Annotated in this window: 14 protein-coding genes and 1 pseudogene; 12 read left to right on the top strand and 3 right to left on the bottom strand. The window is 60.1% G+C overall.

From position 1 onward, the window contains the following. The first annotated feature begins 268 nt into the window (after nt 1-268). Both ACI77H_RS18785 and ACI77H_RS18780 read left to right on the top strand, forming a co-directional pair. Nucleotides 269-1,279: a class 1 fructose-bisphosphatase gene (locus ACI77H_RS18785; RefSeq protein ID WP_407013223.1), complete on the top strand. Its 1,011-nt coding sequence runs from the start codon at nt 269-271 to the stop codon at nt 1,277-1,279. A gap of 2 nt (nt 1,280-1,281) precedes the next feature. After that, nucleotides 1,282-1,884 carry a DUF924 family protein gene (locus ACI77H_RS18780; protein WP_407013221.1) on the top strand — a complete coding sequence of 201 codons (603 nt, stop codon included), beginning with the start codon at nt 1,282-1,284 and terminating at the stop codon, nt 1,882-1,884. Nucleotides 1,885-2,017: 133 nt separating this feature from the next. Here ACI77H_RS18780 and ACI77H_RS18775 read toward each other — a convergent pair whose 3' ends face one another. Both ACI77H_RS18775 and ACI77H_RS18770 read right to left on the bottom strand, forming a co-directional pair. Further along, nucleotides 2,018-2,782 (bottom strand): methyl-accepting chemotaxis protein, encoded by a 765-nt coding sequence (locus ACI77H_RS18775; protein WP_371927683.1) that lies wholly within the window; start codon nt 2,780-2,782, stop codon nt 2,018-2,020. A gap of 93 nt (nt 2,783-2,875) precedes the next feature. After that, a pseudogene (locus ACI77H_RS18770) lies at nt 2,876-3,799 on the bottom strand (cache domain-containing protein); the annotation flags it as partial. Nucleotides 3,800-4,192: 393 nt separating this feature from the next. On the opposite strand from ACI77H_RS18770, the gene ACI77H_RS18765 reads away from it, so the two are divergent. After that, nucleotides 4,193-4,447, top strand: coding sequence for a hypothetical protein (locus ACI77H_RS18765; RefSeq protein ID WP_007907841.1), 255 nt, complete (start codon nt 4,193-4,195; stop codon nt 4,445-4,447). 31 nt (nt 4,448-4,478) lie between these two features. Continuing rightward, nucleotides 4,479-5,048 (top strand): lipocalin family protein, encoded by a 570-nt coding sequence (locus tag ACI77H_RS18760; protein ID WP_407013220.1) that lies wholly within the window; start codon nt 4,479-4,481, stop codon nt 5,046-5,048. Nucleotides 5,049-5,153: 105 nt separating this feature from the next. On the opposite strand, the gene ACI77H_RS18755 is transcribed toward ACI77H_RS18760, so the two are convergent. Next, nucleotides 5,154-6,518: a formimidoylglutamate deiminase gene (locus ACI77H_RS18755; protein WP_407013218.1), complete on the bottom strand. Its 1,365-nt coding sequence runs from the start codon at nt 6,516-6,518 to the stop codon at nt 5,154-5,156. Between the two features lie 146 nt (nt 6,519-6,664). Between ACI77H_RS18755 and hutC the strand changes: the two genes are divergently transcribed. The 8 genes from hutC (at nt 6,665) to hutH (ending at nt 16,208) form a co-directional block, all read left to right on the top strand. Continuing rightward, nucleotides 6,665-7,375: a histidine utilization repressor gene (gene hutC / locus ACI77H_RS18750; RefSeq protein WP_172435301.1), complete on the top strand. Its 711-nt coding sequence runs from the start codon at nt 6,665-6,667 to the stop codon at nt 7,373-7,375. Further along, nucleotides 7,372-7,941 (top strand): HutD family protein, encoded by a 570-nt coding sequence (locus tag ACI77H_RS18745; protein WP_407013217.1) that lies wholly within the window; start codon nt 7,372-7,374, stop codon nt 7,939-7,941. The genes hutC and ACI77H_RS18745 overlap by 4 nt, the downstream gene beginning before the upstream one ends. A gap of 450 nt (nt 7,942-8,391) precedes the next feature. Beyond that, nucleotides 8,392-10,074 (top strand): urocanate hydratase, encoded by a 1,683-nt coding sequence (hutU, locus tag ACI77H_RS18740; RefSeq protein ID WP_407013215.1) that lies wholly within the window; start codon nt 8,392-8,394, stop codon nt 10,072-10,074. A gap of 164 nt (nt 10,075-10,238) precedes the next feature. Next, a complete protein-coding gene (locus ACI77H_RS18735) occupies nt 10,239-11,711 on the top strand; it encodes a purine-cytosine permease family protein (RefSeq protein WP_407013213.1) in 1,473 nt (490 codons plus the stop codon). Nucleotides 11,712-11,781: 70 nt separating this feature from the next. After that, nucleotides 11,782-12,750 carry an ABC transporter substrate-binding protein gene (locus ACI77H_RS18730; RefSeq protein WP_407013212.1) on the top strand — a complete coding sequence of 323 codons (969 nt, stop codon included), beginning with the start codon at nt 11,782-11,784 and terminating at the stop codon, nt 12,748-12,750. Between the two features lie 70 nt (nt 12,751-12,820). Continuing rightward, on the top strand, nt 12,821-13,672 hold the full coding sequence (locus ACI77H_RS18725) for a proline/glycine betaine ABC transporter permease (RefSeq protein ID WP_010464518.1): 852 nt from the start codon (nt 12,821-12,823) through the stop codon (nt 13,670-13,672). Next, nucleotides 13,669-14,499 (top strand): glycine betaine/L-proline ABC transporter ATP-binding protein, encoded by an 831-nt coding sequence (locus ACI77H_RS18720; protein ID WP_407013211.1) that lies wholly within the window; start codon nt 13,669-13,671, stop codon nt 14,497-14,499. The genes ACI77H_RS18725 and ACI77H_RS18720 overlap by 4 nt, the downstream gene beginning before the upstream one ends. Nucleotides 14,500-14,684: 185 nt before the next feature. After that, on the top strand, nt 14,685-16,208 hold the full coding sequence (gene hutH, locus ACI77H_RS18715; RefSeq protein WP_407013210.1) for a histidine ammonia-lyase: 1,524 nt from the start codon (nt 14,685-14,687) through the stop codon (nt 16,206-16,208). The last annotated feature ends 75 nt before the right edge of the window (nt 16,209-16,283 follow it).

The following is a 16,283-nucleotide window of genomic DNA, read 5'->3' as shown; positions in this document are numbered from 1 at the left end:
GCTGACGCTACGCGCCAGATCGCGGGCAAGCCCGCTCCCACAAGGACCGCACGATACCTGTGGGAGCGGGCTTGCCCGCGATAGCGGCCGATCAGTCGAAAAATGCTGAATTGGCCGCTATTCCCCGGACCACCTCCCGTCCGTTTCGAACTACGCTAAACCCGGCACATGAACTCTATTGGGCATCTCACGTCTGATAGGAGGAAATGCGCCCCGACTCGCGTTAAACTGCGCGGGTTTTTAGCCCCCCATTCCACCGGAGCCTTCCATGTCCCGCGTTACCCTGAGTCGCTATTTGATTGAGCAGACCCGTAGCAACAACACCCCTGCCGATCTGCGTTTCCTGATCGAAGTGGTGGCGCGCGCCTGTAAAGAAATCAGCCACGCCGTCTCCAAAGGCGCCTTGGGTGGTGTGCTGGGCAGCATGGGCACCGAAAACGTCCAAGGTGAAGTGCAGAAGAAACTCGACGTGATCTCCAACGAGATCTTGCTCGAAGCCAACGAATGGGGCGGTCACCTGGCCGGCATGGCGTCCGAAGAAATGGACAATGCCTACCAGATCCCTGGCAAATACCCGAAAGGCGCGTACCTGCTGGTATTCGACCCGCTGGACGGCTCGTCGAACATCGATATCAACGCACCGGTCGGTACTATTTTCTCGGTGCTGCGTTGCCCGAGCGAATACCTGAGCCAGAACGAAGCCTTGAACGAAAAGGCTTTCCTGCAGCCAGGCACCGAGCAGGTTGCCGCCGGTTATGCCATCTACGGTCCGCAAACCATGCTGGTGCTGACCCTGGGCGATGGCGTGAAAGGCTTTACCCTGGACCGTGAAATGGGCAGCTTCGTGCTGACTCATGAAGACATCACGATCCCGGAGTCCACTCAGGAATTCGCGATCAATATGTCCAACCAGCGTCACTGGGAAGCGCCGGTACAACGCTACGTCGGCGAATTGCTGGCCGGCGAAGAAGGCCCGCTGAAAAAGAACTACAACATGCGTTGGGTCGCCGCGATGGTGGCCGACGTGCACCGCATCCTGACCCGTGGCGGCCTGTTCATGTACCCACGCGACAGCCGCGAGCCGTCGAAGCCGGGCAAACTGCGCTTGATGTATGAAGCCAACCCGATGTCGTTCCTGGTTGAGCAAGCGGGCGGCGCCTCCACTGACGGCCATCAGCGCATCCTCGACATCCAGCCTGAAGGCCTGCACCAGCGCGTAGCGGTGTTCCTCGGCTCGAAAGAAGAAGTCGAACGCGCCACGGCTTATCACAAGGAGTAAACATGACTGCGCCCTGGCAGCCGTTGCTCGAATGGTGGTTCGGAACCCTCGAATCACCTAACGACATAGCGGCTGACAAGGGCAGGTTATGGTTTGGCAAGCGCGACAGCCAGGACCTCGAAGCGCGGACGCGTTTCGGGGACTGGGTCGAGCAGGCACTGGCCGGTGGATTGACTGACTGGGCGCAACGCCCGGAAGGTTGGCTGGCCTTGGTGCTGCTGCTCGATCAACTGCCGCGAATGATCTTTCGCGATACTCCCAAATCCTTTGCAGGCGATATCAGGGCTCAGGCGCTGGTTGCGCAAGGCATCGCTGCGGATTTCGACCGGCAGTTGCGGCCGATTCAGCGGGTGTTCATCTACCTGGTGTTTGAGCATTGCGAGCATCTGGCGGTGCAGGATGAGGCGGTTTCGCGCTTTATCGCGCTGGTTGCCGAGCAGCCAGAAGCTGATCGCGCGGTGTTTGCCGATAATCTGGATTATGCCGAGCGGCATCGGGAAGTGATTGCGCGGTTTGGACGGTTTCCGCATCGCAATACGGTGTTGGGGCGAGAGTCTACGGCGCAGGAGTTGGCGTTTCTTTCGCAACCAGGGTCTCGGTTCTGAATCTTCATTGCGGCTGATTCCGTCATCGCGAGCAAGCCCGCTCCCACAGTGATTTCTGTCGTACACAAAATTTGTGTCCACCAAAGATCCCTGTGGGAGCGGGCTTGCCCGCGAAGAGGCCCGCAAGAGCGCCTTAGATTCTGAAACTGCCGACCAACTGCTTCAACCGCGCCGCCTGCTGCTCAAGGTCAGAGCACGCACGCAACGTCGCCTGCAGGTTCTCCACCCCTTCCTGGTTCAGCGTGTTGATCTCGGTGATGTCGACATTGATCGACTCCACCACAGCGGTCTGTTCTTCCGTCGCTGTCGCCACGGACTGGTTCATCCCGTCAATCTCACCAATACGCTGCGTCACGCTGCCCAGACGCTCGCCCGCCTGATTGGCAATGCCCACGCTGCTTTCACTCTGACGCTGGCTGTCGGTCATGGTGCTCACCGCTTCGCGGGCGCCGACTTGCAGTTCTTCGATCATCTTCTGCACTTGCTGCGCCGAATCCTGCGTGCGGTGGGCGAGGTTGCGCACTTCGTCGGCGACCACGGCAAAACCGCGCCCGGCTTCACCGGCACGGGCGGCTTCGATGGCGGCGTTCAAGGCCAGCAGGTTGGTCTGCTGCGAGATGCTGGTGATCACTTCCAGAATCTGTCCGATGTTCACCGTGTTGCTGTTGAGCGTTTCGATGTTGCCGCACGAATCGCTGATCTTCGCCGAGAGCTGTTGCATCGCCGCGATGGTTTTATCCACCACCTGCTGACCGTCTTCGGCCAGGGCGCGTGCATCGCTCGAATGTTGCGAGGCGAGGGCGGCGTTCTGGGCGATTTCCTGGGCGGCGGCGCCCAGTTCGTTGATGGCGGCGGCCACGCTGCTGGTGCGCGAGGCTTGCTGGTCGGAGTTGAACATCGACGAGTTGGAGGCGGCGACAACGCGCAGGGCGACTTCGTTGACCTGGCCAGTGGCCGAGGACACTTCGCGGATCGAGGTGTGAATACGCTCGACAAAGCGGTTGAACGAAGTGCCCAGCGCGCCGAATTCGTCATGGCCGTGGATGGTCAGGCGTTTGGTCAGATCGCCTTCACCTTCGGCGATGTCATGCATGGCGCGGCCCATGGTCAGCAATGGCTGCATCAGGAAACTGATCAGCATGCCCAGCAGCGCGATGATGATCACCACCGCGATAACCATGGCGATGATCGCCGAGGTGCGGAACTCGCTGAGCATCGAGAACGCGGTGTCCTGATCCAGCACCAGCGCCACATACCAATCCGCCGACGGCACGCCGTTGACGTGGGTGAAGGAGATGAACTGGCGCTTGCCGTCGATCTCGACCTCCTTCATGCCCGGGCTGACTTGCGGTGCGCCGTTCGGGTAGGCCTCGGCGAGGTTTTTGAGCACCAGTTTGCTGTCCGGGTGAATCAGGATTTTGCCGTCGGCGCTGACGATAAATGCATGGCCGTGACCGCCGAAGTTCAGCGAATTGATGATCGCGCTGATGCTGGACAGGTCAATGTCGGCGCCGGCGACGCCGATCATCTGGTTTTGATGCTTCACCGGTGTCGCCACGGTGATCACCAGTTTGCCGGAGGACGCAGCAATGTACGGTTCGGTGACGATGGTCTGTTGCGCGCCGTTGGCCGCCTTGTACCAGCCACGTGCGCGAGGGTCGTAATCGGCGGCGCGATTGCCGGCCGGAACCGAGAACATCACGCCGTCGGTGCCGCCAAAATAACTCAGCTGGAAATTGCTGGTGTAGGCCGGCAGGTCGATGGCGCGCTTGAGGTTGGCCTGGGCGCTGCCGTCCACGGCGATCTGTTGGGACAACGATTGAAGTAGCTGAATGCGGCTTTCCAGCCAGGTTTGAATGTTGCTGGTGGTCAGGCTGCCGAGTTCCTGCATCGACGATTCGGTACTGCTGCGCAGCGTCTGGCGCTAACGGTAGTCGTTGAACAGGATGAAACAGGCGAATGCAACGGCCACCACGAGGGCAGCAGCCAACAAGATCTTGTGGCTGAACTTCATGTTTCTGGTCATTAAATGAACTACCGCGGAGGGGCTGGTCTACAAGGGGCGCCAATGTGCCACAGGAACGGGCTTTGCGCTGCTTTTATGTCGACAGACCGGCGCCAAAGATTAGGCGTGTTTTGTCAAATCCGACGAAATGCTCAGCAGCGTAAGAAAGTGGCTGATTTTTCGGCAAAAGGTAGACGAGCGGCCCAATAAATAGCCGTTCGGTCAGGGAACCAGACAGGGCTTTTCTCTTCTAAGCTTCAGCTTGGCAGCCATGCCATTCCCCTTCGACCCAGGAGCTACACCATGTCGCTGCGTTCCATCGCTTTGCTTTCGTTCTGCGTGTTGTTGGCCGCATGCGGCAAGATCAATCAGGAGAATTATTCGAAGCTGTCGACCGGCATGCCCAAGGCCGAGGTGGAAACCTTGCTGGGCAAACCCACCGACTGCTCGGGCGCGCTCGGCATGTCCAGTTGCACCTGGGGTGACAAGAACAGCTTTATCAGCGTGCAGTACGCCGGTGACAAAGTGTTGATGTTTTCCGGCCAAGGCCTGAAGTAAACCGGGGCGATGCGCCCGCGGGAGAAAAACAATGAAGCGGTTATTGATCCTCCTTTTTGCCGGCCTGGTATTGGCCGGCTGCGCCACGTCTGGCGAAGATCCGTTGGCGCCGAAAACCGTCAACAGCGTCAATCTGAAGAAGTACCAAGGGACCTGGTACGAGTTGGCGCGTCTGCCGATGTATTTCCAGCGCAACTGTGCGCAATCCGAAGCCCATTACACGCTCAAGCCGGACGGCAACGTGCTGGTGCTGAACCGCTGTCTGACGGCGGACTGGCAATGGGAAGAGGCCAAAGGCACGGCTTATCCACAGGTGCCGGGCAAGACCGACAAGTTGTGGGTCGAATTCGACAATTGGTTCTCGCGATTGCTGCCGGGTGTGGCGAAGGGCGAATACTGGGTGTTGTTCGTCAGCGAAGACTACAAGACCGCCATTGTCGGCGACCCGAGCCGCCGGTATCTGTGGCTGTTGTCACGGACCCCGACGGTCAACGGCGTAGTGCGTGAAGAGCTGCTGAGCAAGGCGCGTCAGCAGGGGTATGACACCACTCGGTTGATCTGGCGTGCGACGGATACGCAGATGGCCAAGACCTCGAATTGATCACACAGCCCTTGTAGGAGCCGGCTCGCCGGCGATGGAGTGTCAGTCGACTTCAATGTGGCTGATACACCATCGCCGGCGAGCCGGCTCCTACAGGGTTTTGTATCAACCCAAGAGGTCGCGCAGGACCTGGGTGAAGGCGCGGCTACTTTCTTCTTCGCCAGCATGACGGCCATCGCGCACGACCCACTGGCCATTGACCAGCACATCGCGCACCTGGCGGTCACCGCCGGCAAACAACCAACGGTTGAGAATCCCGTCGCCACTGGCGGTCGCCAGGTACGGATCGTTGCCGTCCAGCACCAGCCAATCCGCGCGCTTACCCACCTCCAACGCACCGATCGGCTGCCCCAGCGCTTCGGCGCCGCCATCCAGCGCGGCGTCGTACAGCGTCCGGCCGACCATCGGCTGTTCCGCGCCATACAACCGATTACGCCGCTGGTCGCGCAGACGCTGGCCGTATTCCAGCCAACGCAGTTCTTCCACCACGCTCAACGACACATGGCTGTCGGAGCCGATGCCCATGCGCCCACCTTGAGCGAGGAAGTCCACCGCCGGGAAAATCCCGTCGCCGAGGTTGGCTTCAGTGGTCAGGCACAAGCCGGCGATGGCGCGACTCTTGGCCATCAGCGTGACTTCTTCCGGGTTGGCGTGGGTCGCGTGGACCAGGCACCAGCGTTGATCGACTTCGGTGTTTTCGTACAACCATTGCAGCGGGCGGCGACCGCTCCAGCTCAGGCAGTCATCGACTTCCTTCTGCTGCTCGGCGATGTGAATGTGCACCGGGCACTGCTTGTCGCTGGCCGCCAGCACTTCGCTGATCTGTTGCGGGGTGACCGCTCGCAGCGAGTGGAAACACAGACCCAGCGACTGTGCCGGTTGCTGCGCCAGGATCGGCTGCAAGCGCTCTTGAAGGTTCAGGTAATTTTCGGTGCTGTTGATAAAGCGACGTTGGCCGTCATTCGGTGTCTGGCCGCCGAAACCGGAATGGCTATAAAGCACCGGCAACAAGGTCAAGCCGATACCGGCGGAACTGGCCGCCTGGCTGATGCGCAGCGCCAGTTCGGCAGGGTCTGCGTACGGTTGCCCGGTCGTGTCGTGGTGCACGTAATGAAATTCCGCGACCGAGGTGTAACCGGCCTTGAGCATTTCGATGTAAAGCTGACGGGCGATCACGCCGAGTTGATCGGGGCTGATTTTTCCGACGAGGCGGTACATCAAATCGCGCCAGGTCCAGAAACTGTCGTTCGGATTACCGGCCACTTCGGCCAATCCGGCCATCGCCCGCTGGAACGCGTGGGAGTGCAGATTCGGCATCCCCGGCAGCAGCGGACCGCTTAGCCGTTCGGCGCCATCTGCATGGGAATCGGCCTGGACATGGGTCAAAACGCCGTCGGCGCTGACCTCAAGACGTACATTGTTGGCCCATCCACTAGGCAGCAGCGCGCGTTCGGCAAAGAAGGCGGACATGGTTCAGCACCCCATCGTGTGTTATTTGTATATACATATACAGACGTTTGCCTGCTCGGTAAACTCCGGCAAGCTAGCAACTTCTACCAAATGACCAAGGATTAACCGTGCCGACTCCGCCTACAGTGTCACCGTTGGCCGCGAACATGGGCGACAGTCCGGCGCCTTTGTACGCCCGCGTCAAACAGATGATCACCCAGCAAATCGACAGTGGAAACTGGCCGCCGCATTACCGCGTTCCGTCGGAAAGCGAGCTGGTCAGCCAACTCGGTTTCAGCCGCATGACCATCAACCGCGCCCTGCGCGAAATGACCGCCGACGGTCTGCTGGTGCGTATGCAAGGTGTCGGCACGTTCGTCGCCGAACCGAAAAGTCAGTCTGCGCTGTTCGAAGTGCACAACATTGCCGATGAAATCGCCTCCCGTGGCCATCGCCACACCTGCAAGGTCATTACCCTTGAGGAAGAGGCCGCCGGTTCCGAGCGTGCCCTGGCGCTGGATATGCGTGAAGGTCAAAAGGTCTTCCACTCGCTGATCGTGCATTTCGAAAACGACATTCCGGTGCAAATCGAAGACCGTTTCGTCAACGCGCTGGTCGCCCCGGACTACCTCAAGCAGGACTTCACCCTGCAAACGCCTTACGCCTATCTGAACCAGGTCGCGCCGCTGACCGAAGGCGAGCACGTGGTCGAGGCGATTCTGGCCGAGGCCAGCGAGTGCAAATTGCTGCAGATTGAGAAAGGCGAGCCGTGCCTGCTGATTCGTCGCCGCACCTGGTCCGGCCGTCAGCCCGTGACCGCCGCTCGTTTGATCCACCCTGGTTCCCGTCATCGTCTGGAAGGTCGGTTTCATAAATGAGTCAGTCGAAGGTTTTACGAGCAAAAGATTACCCGCGCATGCCGTGGAAAAACGGTGGAGGCAGCACTGAAGAAATCACCCGCGATGCGGGCACCGGTCTTGATGGTTTCGGCTGGCGCCTGTCGATTGCCGACATCGGCGAGTCGGGCGGCTTCTCGACGTTCGCCGGCTATGAGCGGGTGATCACCGTGCTGCAAGGCGACGGCATGACGTTGCGCGTCGATGGTCAGGACACGCATCCGTTGTTACCGCTGGAGCCGTTTGCTTTCAGTGGTGAAAGTCAGGTGTCCTGCACGTTGCTTGGCGGGCCGATTCGCGATTTCAACCTGATTTATGCGCCGCAGCGTTACCACGCGCGGTTGCAGTGGGTGGACGGTGAGCAGCGGTTTTTCAGTTCGGCGGGCGCGGTGTTGGTGTTCAGTGTCAGCGAGACGCTGGAAGTGCAGGTCGGTAACAGTGCCCAGCAATTGGGTCGCCATGACTGCCTGCAACTCGACGGTAACACCGGCCTGCTGGAAGTCTCCAGCAACGGCCCGTGCTGTGTGGTCGAACTGACTGCGCGCTAATCCAATACCGGGTCGCCTCTATCGCGGGCAAGCCCACTCCTCCAGGATTTCCACCGGACCTGTGGGGGCGGGCTTGCCCGCGATGCTTTTCAGGGCTCAAACGCGTTCCCCATAGCGCACCAACTTGTTACCGAACGCCCCAGCGTGGCGCAAAACCATGCTCAAGTAACAAGCCGTCACCCCTTCGCAAAATCCCCCCGAAAAATTTCATCTCCCGCAGAACCCCGGATCTACAAGCCTTCCAGCCCTGTGACAGTTTTTCTTGAACACTTATCCAACAAGTTGGCCGCTTGATTGCATATGCTTGTATGTACAAGTAAAGACGTATGCGTATGAGTCGACCGAGACTCTCCGCAGCGTCCACTGATTCGCTTGTGTCGCTTTGACGCGCACAGGCTGGCTTACCCACCGCCAGGGTTGGTTTGGATTGATCGCTGAGGAGTCTTTTTCGTGACTGACATTAAACCTACTAAGTTTCGTGACGTTGAAATCCGCGCTGCCCGCGGTAACAAGCTGACCGCCAAGAGCTGGTTGACTGAAGCGCCGCTGCGCATGCTGATGAACAACCTCGACCCGGAAGTCGCCGAGAACCCTAAAGAACTGGTGGTTTATGGTGGTATCGGTCGTGCGGCGCGTAACTGGGAATGCTACGACAAGATCGTCGAAAGCCTGACCAACCTGAACGACGACGAGACCCTGCTGGTGCAATCCGGCAAGCCGGTCGGCGTGTTCAAAACCCACACCAATGCACCGCGCGTGCTGATCGCCAACTCCAACCTGGTGCCACACTGGGCGAGCTGGGAACACTTCAACGAACTCGACGCCAAAGGCCTGGCCATGTACGGCCAGATGACCGCCGGCAGCTGGATCTACATCGGCAGCCAGGGCATCGTTCAAGGCACTTACGAAACCTTCGTCGAAGCCGGTCGCCAACATTACAACGATGACCTGAAAGGTCGTTGGGTCCTGACCGCAGGCCTCGGTGGCATGGGTGGTGCTCAACCACTGGCTGCAACCCTGGCCGGTGCCTGCTCGCTGAACATTGAATGCCAGCAGGTCAGCATCGATTTCCGTCTGAACAGCCGTTACGTCGACGAGCAAGCCACCGACCTCGACGACGCGCTCGCTCGCATCGCCAAATACACCAAGGAAGGCAAGGCGATTTCCATCGCCCTGCTGGGTAACGCGGCTGAAATTCTGCCGGAGCTGGTCAAGCGCGGCGTGCGCCCGGACATGGTCACCGACCAGACCAGCGCCCACGACCCGCTCAACGGTTACCTGCCGGCCGGCTGGACCTGGGAAGAGTATCGCGCTCGCGCCAAGACCGAGCCTGCTGCCGTGGTCAAAGCCGCCAAGCAATCGATGGCCGTGCACGTTAAAGCGATGCTCGAATTCCAGAAAATGGGCATCCCGACTTTCGACTACGGCAACAACATCCGTCAGATGGCGCAAGAAGAAGGCGTGGAAAACGCATTCGATTTCCCTGGCTTCGTTCCCGCTTACATCCGTCCGCTGTTCTGCCGCGGCATCGGTCCGTTCCGTTGGGCTGCGCTGTCGGGTAACGCCGAAGACATCTACAAGACTGACGCCAAAGTAAAAGAACTGATCCCGGACGACGCGCACCTGCACAACTGGCTGGACATGGCCCGCGAGCGCATCAGCTTCCAGGGTCTGCCGGCGCGTATTTGCTGGGTCGGCCTGGGCCTGCGCGCCAAGCTCGGTCTGGCGTTCAACGAAATGGTGCGCAGCGGTGAATTGTCCGCGCCAATCGTCATCGGTCGCGACCACCTGGACTCCGGTTCGGTTGCCAGCCCGAACCGCGAAACCGAGTCGATGCAGGACGGTTCCGACGCTGTGTCCGACTGGCCACTGCTCAACGCTCTGCTCAACACCGCAAGCGGCGCGACCTGGGTTTCCCTGCACCACGGCGGCGGCGTCGGCATGGGCTTCTCCCAGCACTCGGGCATGGTGATTGTCTGCGACGGTACTGACGAAGCGGCCGAGCGTATTGCTCGCGTCCTGCACAACGACCCGGCGACCGGCGTTATGCGTCACGCCGATGCGGGTTACCAGATCGCGATCGATTGCGCCAACGAGCAGGGCCTGAACCTGCCGATGATCACCGGCAAATAACGCAAAACCTGTGGAACTGCGTCCTGTGGGAGCGGGCTTGCTCGCGAAGAGGCCGGCACATTCAACATCTGTGCTGGCTGACCCAACGCTTTCGCGAGCAAGCCCGCTCCCACAGGTCAAGCAGAGCCAGACGAATTCCCATAACAATCCACAGAGGTTGAATCATGGCTGTTAACAATGATCGTGCAGGCAGTAAACCGTTGATCGAGACGCGTTCGATCGACTACATCCCGGAAGCGGAAAGACACGGTCGTCTGTTGAGCCAGTTCACCCTGTGGATGGGTGCCAACCTGCAAATCACCGCGATTGTCACCGGGGCCTTGGCCGTGGTGCTGGGCGGTGATGTGTTCTGGTCGTTGATCGGTTTGCTGATCGGCCAACTGATCGGCGGTGGCGTGATGGCGTTGCATGCGGCGCAAGGGCCCAAGCTTGGCCTGCCGCAAATGATCTCCAGCCGGGTCCAGTTCGGCGTGTATGGCGCGGCTATCCCGATCGTACTGGTCTGCTTGATGTACCTCGGTTTCACCGCAACCGGCACCGTGCTGTCCGGCCAGGCGCTGGGCCAGTTGTTTGGCATCAGCGACAGCGTCGGTATTCTCATTTTCGCCAGTGTCATTGTGTTGGTGACGGTGCTCGGTTATCGGGTGATCCATTGGATCGGCCGTGTTGCCAGCGTCATTGGCGTGATTGCCTTCGTTTATCTGTTCAGCCGTCTGATGAGCCAGGTTGATGTTGGCGCACTGTTGCAAATCCGCCACTTCAGCTGGAGCAGTTTCCTGCTGGCGGTGTCGCTCGCGGCGTCCTGGCAGATCGCCTTCGGTCCGTATGTGGCTGACTATTCACGCTACCTGCCAAGCAAGACTTCCTCGGTGAAAACTTTTTTTGCCGCCGGCGCAGGTTCGGTGATTGGCGCACAGGTGGCGATGGTCCTCGGCGTGTTCGCTGCCGCATCGGCCAACGGCCAATTCGCCGGCCACGAAGTGGCCTATATCGTAGGTTTGGGTGGTACCGGTGCCACCGCTGCGCTGCTGTATTTCAGCATCGCGTTTGGCAAGGTCACCATCTCAACGCTGAACTCCTACGGCAGCTTCATGTGCATTGCGACCATCATCAGCGGCTTTCGTGGTGACCTGAAAGTAACGCGCCTGCAGCGTCTGGCCTTCGTGCTGGTCATCGTCGGTGCTGCAACCCTGATGGCGTTGCTCGGTCAGCACTCGTTCCTCGGTGCGTTCAAGTCCTTCATCCTGTTCCTGCTGGCGTTTTTTACGCCATGGAGCGCGATCAACCTGGTGGACTACTACTGCATCACTCGCGAGCGCTATGACGTGCCGGCGCTGGCCGATCCGGACGGTCGCTACGGCCGCTGGAACATCCTCGGCATCAGCGTTTATGTGTTCGGTGTGCTGGTGCAATTGCCGTTCATTTCCACCAAGTTCTACACCGGTCCGCTGGTGGCAGCCCTGGGTGATGTGGATATTTCCTGGATCATCGGTCTGGTGATTCCCGCTGCCCTGTATTACGTGTGCGCAAAAAAATGGCACAGCGCAGTACCCGATCACCTGATTCTGCCGGTCGAGCAGAACAGCGATGCAGCACCTAAAACAAGCGGGGCCGGTCGCGCTGCGGCGCAGGCCTGATTTGGATATGCACAGGGCTGGATGCCTCTTGACTGCCGTAAGCCAACTCATGATTAGGAGCGTCACAACAATGAAATCGAACAAGACCCTGCTGACCACATTGTTTTCCATGGGCCTGTTGGCCAGCGCCGGCGCCACTCAGGCTGCCGGTTGGTGCGAATCGGGCAAACCGGTGAAATTCGCCGGCCTGAACTGGGAAAGCGCCATGTTGCTGACCGACGTGCTGCAAGTCGTGTTGGAGAAAGGCTACGACTGCAAGACCGACAGCCTGCCAGGCAACTCCATCACCATGGAAAACGCCCTGAGCAGCAACGACATTCAAGTGTTTGCCGAAGAGTGGGTCGGGCGCAGCGAAGTCTGGAACAAGGCCGAGAAGGCCGGCAAGGTTGTCGGCGTCGGCGCTCCAGTGGTGGGCGCAATCGAAGGCTGGTACGTGCCGCGTTATGTGATCGAAGGCGATGCCAAGCGCAAGCTGGAACCGAAGGCGCCGGACCTGAAAAACATTGCTGACCTGGCCAAGTACTCCGCCGTGTTCAAGGACCAGGAGGAACCGTCCAAGGGCCGTTTCTACAACTGCCCGGCCGGTTGGACCTGTGAGCTGGACAACAGCGAAATGCTGAAAAGCTATGGTCTGGAAAGCACCTACACTAACTTCCGCCCAGGCACCGGCCCGGCGCTGGATGCGGCGGTGTTGTCGAGCTACAAGCGTGGCGAGCCGATCCTGTTCTACTACTGGTCGCCAACCCCGCTGATGGGTCAGGTGGACCTGGTCAAACTGGAAGAGAAGCCAGGCGTGGATAAAAGCGTGACCATCAAGGTCGGCCTGTCCAAGACCTTCCACGAGCAAGCCCCGGAACTGGTGGCCGTGCTGGAAAAGGTCAACCTGCCGATCGACATCCTCAACCAGAACCTGGGACGCATGACCAAAGAGCGGATCGAGTCGCCAAAACTGGCGAAGATCTTCTTGAAGGAACATCCTGAAGTCTGGCACGCATGGGTGAGCGAAGACGCAGCCAAAAAGATCGACGCGGCCTTGTAGGTTGAGCTTCTCCGACTGCTGGCGACGGCAGTCGGACGCTGAATCGCAACCCCTTGATTGAGAGTCTCTTATGTTTCCCGAAAGCTTTACCTTTTCCATCGCCGACTGGGTCAACGGTTGGGTCGATTCGCTGGTCACCAACTACGGCGACGTGTTCCGGCACATCTCCGACACCCTGTTGTGGGCCATCGTCAATCTTGAAGGGCTGCTGCGCGCGGCGCCCTGGTGGTTGATGCTGGCCATCGTGGCGGGCGTTGCCTGGCACGCGACCCGCAAGGTCGTGACCACCGCCGTCATCGTCGGTTTGTTGTTCCTGGTGGGCGCGGTCGGCCTCTGGGACAAGCTGATGCAGACCCTCGCGCTGATGATGGTCGCGACGGTCATTTCGGTGCTTATCGGCATTCCGCTGGGCATTCTCTCGGCGCGCAGCAATCGCCTGCGTTCGGTGCTGATGCCGCTGCTGGACATCATGCAGACCATGCCGAGTTTCGTGTACCTGATCCCGGTGCTGATGCTGTTCGGTCTGGGCAAGGTCCCGGCGATTTTCGCCACCGTGATCTACGCCGCGCCGCCGCTGATCCGTCTGACTGATCTGGGCATCCGCCAGGTGGACGGTGAAGTGATGGAAGCGATCAACGCCTTTGGCGCCAACCGTTGGCAGCAACTGTTCGGCGTGCAATTGCCGCTGGCCCTGCCGAGCATCATGGCCGGGATCAACCAGACCACCATGATGGCCCTGTCGATGGTGGTGATTGCCTCGATGATCGGTGCCCGTGGCCTGGGCGAAGACGTGTTGGTGGGGATTCAGACCCTCAACGTCGGGCGTGGCCTTGAGGCCGGTCTGGCGATCGTGATTCTGGCAGTGGTGATCGACCGCATTACTCAGGCGTATGGTCGGCCACGGCATGAGGTGAGCAAATGAACGACGCAACCGTGAGCAAAATCGAAGTCAAAAACGTCTTCAAGATTTTCGGCAACCGTTCCAAAGAAGCGCTGGGCATGATTGGCCAGGGCAAGACCAAGGATCAGGTGCTGGCCGAAACCGGCTGCGTGGTCGGCGTTAACGATTTGTCGTTGAGCATCGGCAGCGGCGAGATCTTCGTGATCATGGGCCTGTCCGGTTCCGGAAAATCGACCCTGGTGCGCCACTTCAACCGCCTGATCGACCCGACCAGCGGCGCGATCCTGGTGGACGGCGTGGACATCCTGCAATACGACATGGAAGCCCTGCGCGAATTTCGCCGGCGCAAGATCAGCATGGTGTTCCAGAGCTTCGGCCTGCTGCCGCATAAGACCGTGCTGGACAACGTCGCCTACGGCCTGAAAGTGCGTGGCGAGAGCAAGCAAATGTGCTCCGAGCGCGCGCTGCACTGGATCAACACCGTGGGCCTCAAGGGCTACGAAAACAAATACCCGCATCAGCTTTCGGGCGGCATGCGTCAGCGTGTGGGCCTGGCCCGCGCGTTGGCGGCGGACACCGACATCATCCTGATGGACGAAGCGTTCAGTGCCCTCGATCCGCTGATTCGCGCCGAGATGCAGGACCAGTTGCTGGAGCTGCAAAAGACCCTGCACAAGACCATCGTTTTCATCACCCACGACCTCGACGAAGCCGTGCGCATCGGCAACCGCATCGCGATCCTCAAGGATGGCCGCCTGATTCAGGTCGGCACGCCGCGGGAGATCCTGCATTCACCGGCGGATGAGTATGTCGACCGGTTCGTGCAGCGGCGGGCGGCGGTGGTTTAAGAGATTTGCGGTGTTTTTGCTGGCCTCATCGCTGGCAAGCCAGCTCCCACAGTGGTTCTGGGGTGTGCACACAATCTGTGTCACAAAGCCTATCCCTGTGGGAGCGGCGGTGCGACGATTCGACTTGCCCGCGATGAGGCCGTTAGAGCTGCATCAATATTCAGTTTGCACGCACGAGGTCAATGATGTCCCAGGCTGAAAAAATCGTTATCGCCGACGCCCCGTTGCGTTGGCAGGATGTGGTCGCGGTAGCCCGTCACGGCGCACAACTTGAGCTGTCGGCCCATGCCTGGGCACGCATCGACAATGCCCAGGCGATCGTCCAGCGCATTGTCGCCAGCGGCGAACGCGCCTATGGCGTCAACACCGGTCTGGGCGCGTTGTGCAACGTCTCGCTCCAAGACGAACAACTGAGCCAACTGTCGCGCAACACGTTGCTCAGCCACGCCTGTGGCGTCGGCGCACCACTGGCCGACGAGCAGACCCGCGCGATCATGTGCGCCGCGATCCGCAACTACAGCCACGGCAAATCCGGCATTCATCGTCGGGTGGTCGAAGCGTTGCTGGCGCTGCTCAACCGCGGCATCACCCCGCAAGTGCCGTCCCAGGGTTCGGTCGGTTACCTGACCCACATGGCGCACATCGGCATCGCGCTGCTGGGCGTTGGCAATGTCAGCTATCGCGGGCAGATTGTTTCTGCGCAACAAGCCCTGGCGGAAGAAGCTTTGCAGCCGGTTCAGCTCGGCGCCAAAGACGGCTTGTGCCTGGTCAACGGCACGCCGTGCATGAACGGCCTCAGCTGCCTGGCGATTGCCGATGCGACGCGCCTGGTGCAATGGGCTGACGTGATCGGCGCCATGAGTTTCGAGGCCCAGCGCGGTCAGATCGCCGCGTTCGATGCCGAGATCATCGCCCTGAAACCGCACCCGGGCATGCAGCAGGTGGGTATCAACCTGCGGGCTCTGCTCGATGGCAGTGAAGTGATCGCCAGCAGCAAAGGTATCCGCACGCAGGATGCGCTGAGCATTCGTTCGATCCCGCAAGTCCACGGTGCCGCACGGGATCAACTGGCCCACGCGATTCAACAGATCGAAACCGAACTCAACGGCTGCACCGACAACCCGTTGCTGCTGGGCACGCCGGACAACTTCCGCGTCATGTCCCAGGCTAACCCGCATGGTCAGTCGGTCGCGTTGGCGGCGGATTTGCTGGCGATTGCCATGGCCGAAATCGGCTCCATCGCCGAACGTCGTCTCGACCGGTTGATCAACCCGCACGTCAGCGGTCTGCCGGCGTTCCTGGTGGCCAATCCGGGCGTGAACTCGGGGATGATGATCGTGCAATATGTCGCCGCTTCACTCTGTGCGGAAAACCGCCAGTTGGCGCAACCGGCGGTGCTCGATAACTACGTCACCTCGGGGCTGCAGGAAGACCATCTGAGCATGGGCACCAACGCTGCGCTGAAGCTGCATCGCGCGCTGGAAAACTGCACGCAGATCCTCGCGATTGAGTATTTGCTCGCAGCCCAGGCCTTTGAGTTCCTGAAAGAACAGCGCTTCGGCGCCGGCACCGATACCGCATGGCGTCTGCTGCGCGAGCGCGTTCCGGCCTACGACCAGGACCGCTGGCTGGCACCGGATATCGCGGCGGCGGCCGGGGTTTTGAAAGATTCGAATTTGCTGCACAAGGCTTTACCGAACCTGAACTGATTTCTACATCAAACCAGCGTGCCAAGGCGCAGCCCCCCACAAGGCGGGAAGCGACGGACAACGGACATCTCCGGA

Origin of the sequence: Pseudomonas sp. O230 (genome assembly GCF_045447035.1) — a bacterium.
In the GTDB taxonomy this organism is placed as follows: Bacteria; Pseudomonadota; Gammaproteobacteria; order Pseudomonadales; family Pseudomonadaceae; genus Aquipseudomonas.
Note: the sequence above shows the minus strand (reverse complement) of the source record. Positions and strands in the feature narration are given on the sequence as shown.

Bases quoted from the DNA above. Each gene is read 5' to 3' on its own strand.
- ACI77H_RS18785 (WP_407013223.1), top strand. From the start codon at position 269: ATGTCCCGCGTTACCCTGAGTCGCTATTTGATTGAGCAGACCCGTAGC.
- ACI77H_RS18780 (WP_407013221.1), top strand. From the start codon at position 1,282: ATGACTGCGCCCTGGCAGCCGTTGCTCGAATGGTGGTTCGGAACCCTC.
- ACI77H_RS18775 (WP_371927683.1), bottom strand. From the start codon at position 2,782: ATGTTCAACTCCGACCAGCAAGCCTCGCGCACCAGCAGCGTGGCCGCC.
- ACI77H_RS18765 (WP_007907841.1), top strand. From the start codon at position 4,193: ATGTCGCTGCGTTCCATCGCTTTGCTTTCGTTCTGCGTGTTGTTGGCC.
- ACI77H_RS18760 (WP_407013220.1), top strand. From the start codon at position 4,479: ATGAAGCGGTTATTGATCCTCCTTTTTGCCGGCCTGGTATTGGCCGGC.
- ACI77H_RS18755 (WP_407013218.1), bottom strand. From the start codon at position 6,518: ATGTCCGCCTTCTTTGCCGAACGCGCGCTGCTGCCTAGTGGATGGGCC.
- hutC (WP_172435301.1), top strand. From the start codon at position 6,665: ATGGGCGACAGTCCGGCGCCTTTGTACGCCCGCGTCAAACAGATGATC.
- ACI77H_RS18745 (WP_407013217.1), top strand. From the start codon at position 7,372: ATGAGTCAGTCGAAGGTTTTACGAGCAAAAGATTACCCGCGCATGCCG.
- ACI77H_RS18735 (WP_407013213.1), top strand. From the start codon at position 10,239: ATGGCTGTTAACAATGATCGTGCAGGCAGTAAACCGTTGATCGAGACG.
- ACI77H_RS18730 (WP_407013212.1), top strand. From the start codon at position 11,782: ATGAAATCGAACAAGACCCTGCTGACCACATTGTTTTCCATGGGCCTG.
- ACI77H_RS18725 (WP_010464518.1), top strand. From the start codon at position 12,821: ATGTTTCCCGAAAGCTTTACCTTTTCCATCGCCGACTGGGTCAACGGT.
- ACI77H_RS18720 (WP_407013211.1), top strand. From the start codon at position 13,669: ATGAACGACGCAACCGTGAGCAAAATCGAAGTCAAAAACGTCTTCAAG.
- hutH (WP_407013210.1), top strand. From the start codon at position 14,685: ATGTCCCAGGCTGAAAAAATCGTTATCGCCGACGCCCCGTTGCGTTGG.